The organism is Pseudoalteromonas sp. NBT06-2 (genome assembly GCF_002276045.1).
Taxonomy (GTDB): domain Bacteria; phylum Pseudomonadota; class Gammaproteobacteria; order Enterobacterales; family Alteromonadaceae; genus Pseudoalteromonas.
Genome location: NZ_NQMR01000173.1, coordinates 1 through 12,156 on the forward strand (window position 1 = coordinate 1; position 12,156 = coordinate 12,156).

Consider the following 12,156-nt stretch of genomic DNA (forward strand, 5'->3'; position numbering starts at 1 on the left):
ACTGCTTTTTGAGAAGTTACATTTTCAGCCCATAACCTTGTTGTGGTATTTTGTTGACCAAATCTAGCTTCATCTTGAAACCAGATGTCTATGCTAGCTCTATCACGATCTTTAGGGATCATATCAATTTTGAATTTTTTTAAATCCTCTTGAATTTATTGTGCTTGCTTGGGGTGCTTAAATGGTCAACTACCGCGTTATTTATGTTGATAAGTGAATAACCATTACCTGCAATAAATGTCTTGTATTTGACCATTTAAACTCCCGCTGAAATCATGCATTTCCAAGTAGCTTGGGTATATACCTAATCCACTTCAAGCTGCGTGTTTCAGGACTGCTGAGCAACTCATGATCTAGGTGCATCTTTTATTAACCTAAATACCTGACACCAATGCGATAACCTGGAACACCATTTTTTTGATAGCTTGCATGTAACATGGTGCGATTGTCTAACATAGATATTTCACCAATACCTTCGGGTAAATTCCAGCTATGTTCGAGCATTATTTTGTTTATCACTTCGGTCATATCTTGTTGATGAAAAATATTATAATGAGATTTAATTCCTTTAGTGTTGATTTGATCATATGAGTGTTCTTTCATGCATTGTAAATACGCCACTATGTTTGGAATAAATAAGGTAGAAGAAGTACGAGGTTCAGCCTGTGTAGGATCAAAAGGGTTGCGAGTATATAAAGAATAGGGGGTTGGTTGGCTTTCGTTGCGATCGCGATGAAAATTTAAATGAGGAAAGCGGTTTTTATGACCTATATCTCGAATAGAATCAGGTAAATAAGCATTTTCAATGATCACAGTACCAAATAATGTAATGAGTCTTTTACATATTTCAGATAAATCCATGTTTTTATCATGCAGATTTAAGCTAACAGGTTTTGCAAAACGTATTTTCAGTCCGAAATGTTGCATTGTAAAGCCTATTCCAGATCTATGTTTGACGACTTCAATATTAGGTAAAAGTTTTTCTCCGTAAAATTGTCTTAACGAAGCAATGTAATGGGGAATGAGTATCTGGGCAGTTATTTTATTATTGTTTTCAAAGCACTCTAGCTGAGACTCTGGCATAGAAATGAGTTGTTCTATTATTTTTAAGTTGACTAATGGCATAAATAAATACCTATTTTTTTGTTGCTCTTTGAATATAGTGATGTGCTAAATTGTGAGTACCATGCCTGAGTGTTTGAGCGATAGTGATGATGTCCTGATGTAAAGAGTCTAAGTTCATATTTTCAAGGTTTTGATCTAAGGGCTCTAAACTATAGGTTAAAGTAAACATAGATTGAGAGTAAGGAAGAATTCTGACTGACCAGTTATTCATTATTGTATGTTCGCCATGTAATTGGTTGACGTATTGCGCTATGAGTTTAGGATAAAAATCAGCTGAGCTGTAAAACCATACTTTAGGAGCTTTAATTACTTGACCTAAATTATTTATATGTCCCCCGCATGACCAACAAGGCATTAAACTTTTTAAAGTATAAAAAGCATATACTAATGGTACAATTGCTCCTTCAATTGGGTATCTATCAGGATCGCTACTCATTTGCTTTGGTGCTATAGGGCATCGATATGAGCAAAATTTAGTTGTTTTAAAGGAGTCGTTGTTTGGCCCTCCATATCGACAACCTGGACAAGGACGTTCTTGCGTATCACTCGGCTTATTAACAAAATCTTGTAGCATAACTTTAATGAGTTGTTTCGCCTCTACTTTAAAGCTGTCGTCTTTTATCCGCATAATTTAACCAAAATTTGTAGCATATTGTAAGCATAGTCAATACAGAGAAAATTTAAAAATTGATTTGTTAGCTTAAAATTACGCGGGTGACTATGGTATTGTCAGCAGATGGGTAATATTTTAATTGCCCGTTTTCATGGCCTTTTTGGCGATTATCTGAGATAGAGCTTGAACTTGAACTTAAATTGCAGCTCTATAACAGGTGAGATCTTGCAAATAAGCAGTGGTGCCTTTCACCTGCCAGTAACCCTAAACTTTTATTCTAGCAACGACCAGCAGAGCCGGAGGTATGATGAAAGCCCCTGAAAAGGGGCTAAAATTAAACTCCTGACAATTGCATTTGATCTTGTCGCTTTTCTTCGTTCTCTTGATTTTTAATATATTCTCGAATCATCTGTTTATCTAAGCCTACAGTGCTTACGCACTACCCTCTAGCCCAAAAAAGTCGTCCTGTGAAATTTATTTTTACTTGCAAATAATTTCTGAATATTCGAATTACTGATTTTCCTTTTATAAAACCAATCATATTAGCAAGGCTATATTCGGGAGGGAGCATCAGTAACATATGAATATGATCATTCGTAGCATAACCCTCGAACAATTCAACTCCTTGCTACCTACATAAACACCGGCAGAGGCGGTGGTTTACCTAGATTGAATTAATCATGATGTCTGCTAGTTTTTTATTACCGTTTGATATCAGTTGATCTGAAATTTGTTGTTTAATTGCAGCTGATTTGTTTTGGCTCAGCTTAAACTGCCCATTAATTTCTTTCAGTGATACTTTAAAAATGGTGATAGCTTTAAGCATATTCTCGATCGCTTTGCTTGGTGCAGAATCTAATAACCAAGGTTTAGCTTGTTCTTTTTCAAAGAATTGTGTGGTGAACTCCATTTGTTGATATTTTTCACTGCTATCGATTATGGCTTTGGCTTCACCAGTGATGCATATTTTACTGTAATTCCAAGTTGGAACAGGCTGACCTTCACTATAGTTAGGTGAAATATAACCTTCTTCACCATGAAATACTAAAGTGATATTTTCAATTTGGTTTCGTTTTAGCTTTTTAGCTAAAGGATGTTGATTGCTTGTATGACCAATTAATAAGGCTTGTTTTTCGTCAAAATGAAAAGGAATATGGCTGATATGTGGCAATTTTCCTTCATTATTTATAATTAAAGTTGCTAATGGATTATCTTGTATTAATTCCATTAACTTAATTTGTTCAGGGTTAGTTTGATAATGTTTAGGTGGATACATAATTCAACCCCTTTTCGAAATTGTCACTTCAAACTCTTGTTTTTGTGTTGCAGTTTTTAATAATTTTTCTTTTACTTTTGGCCATTCATCATTTGTGATGCTAAACAGGGCTGTATTACGGTATTCACCGTTGGGCGATCGACGATGTTTTCTAAGTATGCCCTCAAAGTGACCGCCTATACGGGTGATTGCAGTACGTGACTGTTGGTTAGTTTCGTTAGTGCAAATTTCAACTCTCACCATATTTAAAATCTCAAATGCATATTGCAACATTAAATATTTGGCATGTGAATTTACATAGCTACGCTGAAATTTAGGAGTGATAAACGTATGGCCTATTTCAAGAGATTTATCTTTTTTATTTAATCTAAATAGCCTTGTTGAACCTATTACTTGATTGGATTTTTTATCAACCGTGACAAACGCAATTTGTTGACCTAGTTCCATTTCATTAATGGCTTCTAACATCCAATTTCTGGCAATTTCTTTTGTTTCGCAGCGATTCATTGACATGTGCTGCCATATTTCAGGGAAATTTCCTGCTGCACGGTATGCGTCTAAATACCTCATTGTCATAGGCACTAATTTAATTAATTGGCTTTGTAGTATTTGCGGTTTAAACATTATCATCTCCTGTTTGGTGTATTTCTATTATGTGTTTTACTGGTATAAACTCTACAACCAGAATTAAACTATTGGGTATACCAGTTTGAAATCGCTTTCACTTAAATTAGATTCCAGTTCAAAAGCAAAATATATTGTGATAGCTGATGCAATTCGTCAGGCAATAAAGCAAGGGCAAGTTGCACCAGCTGAGGCATTGCCTTCGGCGCGTAAATTGGCCGAGCAGTTAAATACCAATCGACATACAATAATGGCTGCGTTTGCAGAGTTGGTGGCTGAGGGTTGGGTAGAAGCAAAACAGAGATCTGGCTATATAGTTGTAGCTTCTTTACCTATTCAATCGAGTCAAAATATAAATAAAGTTGAAACTAAACAAGCGCAATTTAAATGGCAGTTTGTACGTAAAGGTATAATTCAAAATCCGATTAAAGCAACCAAATTTAGATACAATTTTGCTGGTGGTCAGCCTGATTTAAGGTTATTTCCTTTTGATGAGTTTAGAGGTTATTTCTCTCAATCTTGTCAAAGACCACAATTTGATGATTTGAGTTACGGTGATAGTAAAGGTTTGCCTGACTTAATTAATCAAGTTTCTACTTATTTACGCAGAATGCGCTCTATTACTGAAAAGGAAATAATGATCTGTAATGGCTCTCAAGAAGCTTTATATATGGTGACGCAATTGTTGCTGCAGTCAGGAGATAAAGTTGCCGTAGAGCAATTAGGTTATCCACCTGCTTGGGCTGCGTTTAGAAGTTCTGGCGCTGAGTTAATTCCTATTAATCAAGATGAAAAAGGCATCATTCCAAAGCACTTAGAATATGAACTTAAATTGAATACAATCAAATTGCTTTATTTAACACCGCTACATCAGTATCCAACGACTGTGACATTAGATGTTGAGCGGCGTATGAAAATTTATCAGCTAGCGGTTAAGTATCATGTGGCGATTGTTGAAGATGATTATGATCATGAATTTCATTACAAGTGCCAGCCTATTGCACCTATGGCTGCGGATGATCCTTTAGGCTTAGTTATATATATTTCTACATTTTCTAAATTAATGTTTGGCAGTGCTCGTATCGGTTATGTCGCGGCAAATCAGAATTTAATACAGGCTTTAGCTGAATATAAAACTTTAATGAACCATAAAAATAATGTGTTGATACAGCAAGCAGTATCAAGGTGGATGAAAGAGGGCGGTTTTGAATGTCATTTACGTCGTATGACACGTACCTATCAAAAACGCAGGGATATCACAGTTAATATTTTAAAACATTATCAAAGTTTAGGTTTGCCAATAAAGTTTAAAAATCCAGATGGTGGCATGGCTATTTGGGTTGATATGGGTAAATCGATAGTGGGATTAAAAGAAAAATTATTTAAAAAGCAGGTGTATTTACAAACTCAATTGGAGTTTGATTTAAATCATAATAATCGTAAACAGGAAGTCAGTTCCTTTAACTTTATTAGAATTGGCTTTGCTTCCATGGAAGAAAGTGAATTAAAACAAGGGATAAAAATAATTTTTGATACCCTTTATGGTGATTATTTGGTTGAATCAATTCAATCAGTATTTAATACTGAGCAATAATCAGTGATCATATACCCAAGCCACTTCAATATGTGAGGTTCAGGACTGCTGAGCAATTCATGATCTAGGCGCATTTTTGCATTAATGGTTACTCCCTTAAAAAAAGATGGACCGGCAATATGCTCCTGCATTGCTCTAGTACCTACATCCATGCAGGCAACAACGAGCATGATTTGCTCAGAAGTCCCTGTAAGGTTGGTTTATAAATACTTTATGCAGCGTTATTGATTTTGAAAAGGGAATAAGCATGTTCTTCAATCAATGCCTTGCCTAAAGTATTTCTAATTCCAACTGAATCCTGCATCTTGAAGTGGTTTGGGTATAAAATTAATCACTTATTATTTTTAAGTCAGGTAAAATAGAGACTTTATAAAATTGATTTAGCGAGTAAATAAAGTTGTTAAACATTACGCTTTTCGAGCAAGAACTCAAACTTGAAATGGATGATACTGGTTTGCAAAGCCTTTATTGGGCAGATCAACTTGTAAGCCAAGTTAATTTAGCTAGCAACCGTGTTGCAGAGGTTGTGCATAGATTTCAGTTACAACAAAATCATGAAACGGTAGAAATAAGTCTCAATTTACAAGCACAAGAGCAAACTGTTGATTATCAATTATGGATAGATCAAAAGCAGCAAACTTCAGGTGATTTTCAATTACCGCAAACGGGTCATTTAACTAAATCAGAGCAAAAAAGAAGTTTTCTAGGTATTGCGGCACTTGCATTTAAGTTGCTTAAAAGTGCAAAGGTGATTAAAGCAGTATTAGCAGGAGCTTCAGTGGCGGGTTATGCTTGGCTGTTTTCAATTGAATTTGCATTAGTACTGGTCGCTTGTTTAGTGGCACATGAATATGGTCATGTTAGAGCGATGCAATACTTTGGTATTAAAACTAAAGGCATATATTTAATTCCTTTTGTAGGTGGCTTGGCGGTTTCAGATGATAAAATAAATACCCGATGGCAAGATGTGGTGATTTCTATCATGGGGCCGTGTTTTGGTTTGTTAATGTCATTTGCTTGTTTAATTTTATATTACGCCACAGATATGGAGTTATTCGCAGGTGCTGCAGTGATCAGTGCTTTACTTAACTTATTTAATTTATTGCCAATTTTACCGCTAGACGGTGGTCATGTTCTTAAAAGCATCAGCTTTTCAATGCGCTCTTGGATTGGTTTGTCTGTGTGTATGTCAGGGATTGCTTTAGGCGCTTGGGTCGCTTATACATTTGGTTTGGTATTATTGGTGTTTTTCTTATTTATAGGTTCAATTGAAGTAATTTTTGAATGGCGACAACGTCATTACTCTCATTTAGTACCGCTTGATAAATATGGTCAAATATTTTCAGCTGTTTGGTTTTTATTAGTCGCTCTAGGGCATATATGGGTGATAGTGAGTTTTGCCGATTCAGATAATCCTATATTAAGCTTACCAGTGAAAATATTGAGTAGTTAATAAGTTTAATGTAAAAATAAATAGCGCCTTAATACTGAAAGTTATATTGGCTGTCGGTATGGTTTAAAATAGGTTTTTAACCAAATATTAGTAAATTTAGTGAATTTTTTATCATTTTATATGGGTTTTTATTTTTATAATATTGAAAAGTAACAGTATTTTTGTTGGTATGATATTTGTATTAATAATTATAGAAGTAATTATCTGATATCAATGTATGATTTTAAATCTTGATATCTCAGTTTAGAAGTAAAAGAGGAATATTTATGTCGGAACAAGGTTCAGGTGGTAACGTAATCGCTGCAATTTGTAATGTATTTTTCCCTGGCTTAGGTCAACTAGTACAAGGTCGTATTATGTCGGCTTTAATTTTTGCAATTATTGTTTTCGGTGGTTACGCACTATGGTTTTTAGTCGTGCCTGCAATAATTGGTGGTATCGCACATTTATGGGCAATCATAGATGCGGCTAAGTTTGATAACCGCAGGCATTAACGTATTAGTCCAGTTTGAGATGATTTAAATTAATACTTAACCAAAAACTAAAGCTGATAACAGACAGTACCGTTGAAAATACAACGGTACTGTCTAAAGTGGTTTGATATTCTTTTAATTGCATTGGAATTTCAATTCTTAAGGCATTAAAAATTAAACCCAAAGTGATACTCGAAACGACTGGATTAAAAGGAATACCATGAATTCACTGACATGCCTAGAATTGTAAAACCTCATAAGCTTTGAATGGTCACTTAATTATCGGAATTGGTATTTTCATCCTCTGAACCAACTCAGCTATCCGTTGATTGAGTTAGTTTAAACTGAAGAAGGTCTATTTGCGAAGCCTCACCATTATCCAGCGTTCAATTATTTTCACACTGACTTCGGCTTTAGATTTGTCTTTCGGTTTATAATACCAATACGAGTAAGTTAGTGATCAAATTTTAATAAAGATAAATTTTCAAAAACAAGGCGCTTGATTGAGTAATAGCAGGCTATTAGGATTGAAAGCAACGATGTTATTAGAATATTTAGTTCATTTAAATTGAGTAATTATTTATTCGTATTGGTATAAGACCTTGCAGGGATGATAGCTGATGATATGTAGGGGTTAATCGAGCTCATATCTACAGGTTTGATGCACGCCGTTTTTCAGGTTATCTGGTACCTAAATTTGCCTTGTTCTAATAAGCACAAAGTTACACTCTTTATCTCATGATTTTTATCACTGTTTAGAATAATAGACGCGAGCTATTGTGTTTTAAACAAAAAAATATCAAAATCATTCATCAAAGCGCAAAGCGGCTAAACTTGCATGTTATGGATAAAAAATCGCCAATAATTAGCCGTGCCAGTGGCATAAACAAACTAAAAGCTAAAATGCATACTTTAGATTTTAGCTAAAATATTGTTTATTCTACTTATACTCAGAGAGCTTAATGAAAAAAATGAAAATACTAGTCATACCGAACAGAGGTCGTTCTTATAATGCTGTTCGTCCCGAAGCAGAGTGTTATATCGCTTTAGCTCAAGCAGGTCATCAAGTCACTATAATGACAGTCGTAACAAACGCCTATATTGATGAATATAAAAAAGCTAATTTAACCGTTATCACACTAAAAAATAAAAAAAAATACAGCTGGGCTGTTATTAAACAAATTCATCAGTATATTAAAACTCATCAAATCGATATTGTATATGCTACTGAGTCTAATGGTATATCTAATGCTGCTTTTGGCTGCATTGGCACTCAAGCTAAAATGATAGCTTATCGAGGTACATCTGGTGGCATGTACAAAACGGACCCTAGTAATTATTTATCCATGCTACATCCAAGAATAAATGGTGTTATAGGTGTTTCAACAGCTGTTTCTGTCAACGTAAAAGCAAAAGTAAGAAACTCAATTAAAGTCAATGTGGAAACCATATATAAAGGTCATGATTTAAATTGGTATCAAGAAGAAGCAACTGATTTAAAAAGTCTAGGAAGCAATGAAAATAATTTTAATATAATGTGTGTTGGCAGCCCTAGACACCATAAAGGCACTTACATCTTACTTGATGCCGCTAAAGAGCTTAATGATATTGCAGATTTACACATTATTTTAGTGGGTGATAATCTACAAAAACAACCTTTTATTGATCAAATTAATAAGTCTGGCATGAGTGAACGTATTTTACTGCCTGGTTTTAGAAGTGATGTGCCAGCAATAGCAAAAGCATGTGATTTATTAATATTACCTTCATTGAGTAAAGAAGGTTTAACACGAACCGTTTTGGAGTCCTTATCAAATGGAACCCCTGTTGTTTCATCTGAAAATGATGGCGTAGTTGAAACTATTGAGAACGGTGTCAATGGTTACTTAGTACCTATTGGTGATATAAAAGCGTTCGCTGAAAAAATTAGAATGCTTTATAACGACAGAGACTTATTAAGAAAAATATCTAGCAAGACTCAAGATGTTATTTTAGATAAAATGTCACATAATAAAACTGTAACGAGTATGGAAGCTTATTTCTATAAAATTTTAGCTCAAGTTAATTAAAGCAATTTAAGTTCACTAAGGAGATGGCAATCATCCCCTTAGTGTTTTGTTAGGCACTAACTCAATCACTAAACCTGATAAAAATCACGGTACCATTTCACAAAGTTATCAACTCCCTCACTAACCGTCATGGCAGGTTTATAACCAGTAGCAGTAAGTAAATCTTCTACATCTGCATAGGTTTGATAAACATCACCTGCTTGCATCGGCATTAAGTTTTGCTTAGCTTTAATACCAATAGAATGCTCCAGAGAATCAATAAACTCAGTTAACTTTATTGGATTACCATTACCTATATTATAGAGCTGATATGGCGCAGAACTTTGTGCTGTACGACCTGTTTCTACTTGCCATTCTTTGTTTCCCTCTGGAATAATATTTTGAATACGTATAATACTTTCAACAATATCATCTATATAGGTAAAGTCTCGACGCATATCACCATTATTATATACGTCAATGTTATCACCATTAATTATAGCTTTGGTAAATTTGAACAGCGCCATATCAGGGCGTCCCCAAGGACCATAAACAGTAAAAAACCGAAGACCTGTAGTCGGAACATTATATAAATGTGAATAAGTATGTGACATCAGTTCATTAGATTTTTTAGTTGCCGCGTATAAAGAAATAGGATGCTCAACACTATCGGACGTAGCAAATGGCACTTTATTGTTTAACCCATAAACAGAGCTAGATGAAGCATAAACAAGATGCTCTATATTGTTATTTCTACACCCTTCTAAAATAGTTAAGTGACCTACTAAATTACTGTCTGCATACGCCATAGGGTTATCAATAGAGTAGCGAACACCTGCTTGCGCAGCTAAGTGTATTACGCGTTGAAATTTTTGTTCAGAGAATAAACAAGAGATCTCTTCTCTATCAGCAATATCCATTTTTACAAAATTAAATAAACGTTCTGCTTCTAGTTCTTTTAATCGCGCCAGCTTTAAATTTACATCATAATAATCATTCAAGTTATCTAAACCAATAACTTGATGCCCTGCTTCACATAAACGTTTAACAACATGAAAGCCAATAAAGCCTGCGGCACCTGTGACTAAGTATTTCAATATTTTTTCCTTATAAATCTTATGTTAATCTAATCTGTTCCAAATAAGTCACGAGTATAGACTTTACTAGCTACATCATTAAGCTCATCAACCATACGATTAGCAATAATGACGTCTGATTGTTTTTTAAATTCTATTAAATTGGTTAATACTTTTGAATGAAGAAATTCAGCGTCATTTAATTTTCGTGCAAAAATAATAACTTCAATACTTTTTGCTTTAATGCATTTTAAAATATTCTGAATAGATGATGTTCTAAAATTATCTGAGTCAACTTTCATTATCAACCGGTAGATACCAACAACATCAGGGTTTCGTTTAATTATTGTATCAGTAATATAATCTTTACGTGTGTTTTTTGCATCCACTATAGCTCTAATTGTTTGGTATATCACGATAATTGGCTAACAACCGAGAATCATCAAAATATGAGATATTTAACGAAACAGAAGCTAGGCTGTAGCGAGGTCAATAGTAGTGTTAACACTACTATTGACAGGTAATTCTTGTGCTCGGTGGTTACGCACTATGTTTTTTAGTCGTGCCTGCAATAATTGGTGGTATTGCACATTTATGGGCAATCATAGATGCGGCTAAGTTTGATAACCCCAGGCATTAACGTATTAGTCCAGTTTGAGATGATTTAAATTAATATACTTAACCAAAAACTAAAGCTGATAACAGACAGTATCGTTGACAAGACAACGGTACTGGCTAAAGTGGCTTGATATTCTTTTAATTGCATTGCAATTAAATAGGCGTTTACACCAAGTGGTGACGCACTTAATAATACTGTTACTGCTAACAACTCTTCATTTAATACCACTATATATTTGCCTAGCCCATAAACCAGAGTCGGTAATAAAAATAGTTTTAAAGCGCTGGCTAATGCACTCATATGCCAGTTTTTACTTATTTGATAAAAACTTAAATTTGCACCTAAAACAAATAATGCTCCTGTTAATGCGGGTTTAGCTAAGAGTTCGAGTGCGTTATTTAATTGTATTGGAATTTCAATTCTTAAGGCATTAAAAATTAAACCTAAAGTGATACTCGAAACGACTGGATTTAATAGTACATTTTTAAAAAATCCGATCCAATTAAAGTTATTCGCTTGATTGTTAATTTGACTTAATAAAAAAGTAAGGGAAAATAATAAAGCACTGTGAAATGTAATAATGAAAAATACACTTCCCATCACATGGACCCCAATGGCTGAAATAATGATGGGCAGACCAACTAAAATTGTATTGGAATAACTACAACCTAAAGCGTAAATTGCTGATGTAGTCAAATTATTATTATGTGTTGTGAGTTTATTTAATATAAAACCGAATGCAAAAATGGCCAAAACGGGAATATAAAACACGAATAAAGCATCGGTATTTAAACTGGTTTCTAAAGGTGCTTTATACATATTTAAAAATAAAAAAACAGGAATACATAAGTTAAATATGAATTTACTGATCCCACCTATTTGTATTTTATTAAAAGCCCCAAAGCGTGTTGCTAAAAAGCCAAGTGAAACCAAAAATAATAATGGGAAGATAATTGAAAAAGTCGTCATGATCACACCTTATACCAATTCCGATAATTAAGTGTTCATTCAGAGCTTATGAGGTTTTACAATTCTAGGCATGTCAGTGAATTCATGGTTATTCCCTTTAAAACTGACATAACAACGAAGTGTAAATTCTCATAAGCCCCTTTTAGGCGGGTTTCAAAGCGCTTTATTCTTCGTTATTGGTTTTGATAAGGGAATAACTATTGTCTGTAACCAATGTCTTGCCTAAAGCGCTTTGAACTCCCGCTGATTGATCTCTATATTAACGGAAATAGTATTATATATATTA

At 34.2% G+C, this 12,156-nt stretch carries 12 protein-coding genes and 1 pseudogene; 4 read left to right on the top strand and 9 right to left on the bottom strand.

The features are described from left to right. Window positions 1-369: 369 nt before the first annotated feature. From CJF42_RS22630 to CJF42_RS22650, 5 genes are all read right to left on the bottom strand, one after another. Window positions 370-1,125 (bottom strand): hypothetical protein, encoded by a 756-nt coding sequence (locus CJF42_RS22630; protein ID WP_095368831.1) that lies wholly within the window; start codon window positions 1,123-1,125, stop codon window positions 370-372. Between the two features lie 10 nt (window positions 1,126-1,135). Beyond that, window positions 1,136-1,753, bottom strand: a complete 618-nt coding sequence (locus CJF42_RS22635; protein ID WP_095368832.1) for a hypothetical protein — start codon at window positions 1,751-1,753, stop codon at window positions 1,136-1,138. A 424-nt stretch (window positions 1,754-2,177) separates the two neighbouring features. Beyond that, entirely contained in the window at window positions 2,178-2,354 is a 177-nt protein-coding gene (locus tag CJF42_RS29405) for a transposase (RefSeq protein WP_095368833.1), read from the bottom strand. A gap of 48 nt (window positions 2,355-2,402) precedes the next feature. Next, window positions 2,403-3,014, bottom strand: coding sequence for an FMN-binding negative transcriptional regulator (locus CJF42_RS22645; RefSeq protein ID WP_095368834.1), 612 nt, complete (start codon window positions 3,012-3,014; stop codon window positions 2,403-2,405). Window positions 3,015-3,017: 3 nt separating this feature from the next. Next, window positions 3,018-3,638, bottom strand: coding sequence for a GNAT family N-acetyltransferase (locus CJF42_RS22650; RefSeq protein ID WP_095368835.1), 621 nt, complete (start codon window positions 3,636-3,638; stop codon window positions 3,018-3,020). Between the two features lie 85 nt (window positions 3,639-3,723). On the opposite strand from CJF42_RS22650, the gene pdxR reads away from it, so the two are divergent. Continuing rightward, window positions 3,724-5,232, top strand: coding sequence for a MocR-like pyridoxine biosynthesis transcription factor PdxR (pdxR, locus tag CJF42_RS22655; RefSeq protein WP_095368836.1), 1,509 nt, complete (start codon window positions 3,724-3,726; stop codon window positions 5,230-5,232). Here pdxR and CJF42_RS27755 read toward each other — a convergent pair. Next, complete coding sequence (locus CJF42_RS27755; RefSeq protein ID WP_170940720.1) at window positions 5,205-5,402, bottom strand: hypothetical protein; 198 nt, start codon at window positions 5,400-5,402, stop codon at window positions 5,205-5,207. The genes pdxR and CJF42_RS27755 overlap by 28 nt on opposite strands. A 221-nt stretch (window positions 5,403-5,623) precedes the next feature. On the opposite strand from CJF42_RS27755, the gene CJF42_RS22665 reads away from it, so the two are divergent. The 3 genes from CJF42_RS22665 (at window position 5,624) to CJF42_RS22675 (ending at window position 9,227) form a co-directional block, all read left to right on the top strand. Beyond that, window positions 5,624-6,685, top strand: coding sequence for a site-2 protease family protein (locus CJF42_RS22665; protein ID WP_252097708.1), 1,062 nt, complete (start codon window positions 5,624-5,626; stop codon window positions 6,683-6,685). 266 nt (window positions 6,686-6,951) lie between these two features. Continuing rightward, entirely contained in the window at window positions 6,952-7,179 is a 228-nt protein-coding gene (locus CJF42_RS22670; RefSeq protein WP_095368837.1) for a hypothetical protein, read from the top strand. Window positions 7,180-8,120: 941 nt separating this feature from the next. Then, window positions 8,121-9,227, top strand: a complete 1,107-nt coding sequence (locus tag CJF42_RS22675) for a glycosyltransferase (protein WP_095368838.1) — start codon at window positions 8,121-8,123, stop codon at window positions 9,225-9,227. A 68-nt stretch (window positions 9,228-9,295) separates the two neighbouring features. Here CJF42_RS22675 and CJF42_RS22680 read toward each other — a convergent pair whose 3' ends face one another. The 3 genes and pseudogenes from CJF42_RS22680 to CJF42_RS22695 form a co-directional block, all read right to left on the bottom strand. Further along, the gene (locus CJF42_RS22680; protein ID WP_095368839.1) at window positions 9,296-10,303 is read right to left on the bottom strand and encodes an NAD-dependent epimerase; all 1,008 of its coding nucleotides are present in this window, start codon (window positions 10,301-10,303) and stop codon (window positions 9,296-9,298) included. Between the two features lie 29 nt (window positions 10,304-10,332). Next, window positions 10,333-10,726, bottom strand: a pseudogene (locus CJF42_RS22685) (UDP-glucose 6-dehydrogenase); the annotation flags it as partial. A gap of 220 nt (window positions 10,727-10,946) precedes the next feature. Next, window positions 10,947-11,870: an AEC family transporter gene (locus CJF42_RS22695; RefSeq protein WP_095368841.1), complete on the bottom strand. Its 924-nt coding sequence runs from the start codon at window positions 11,868-11,870 to the stop codon at window positions 10,947-10,949. Between the last annotated feature and the right edge of the window lie 286 nt (window positions 11,871-12,156).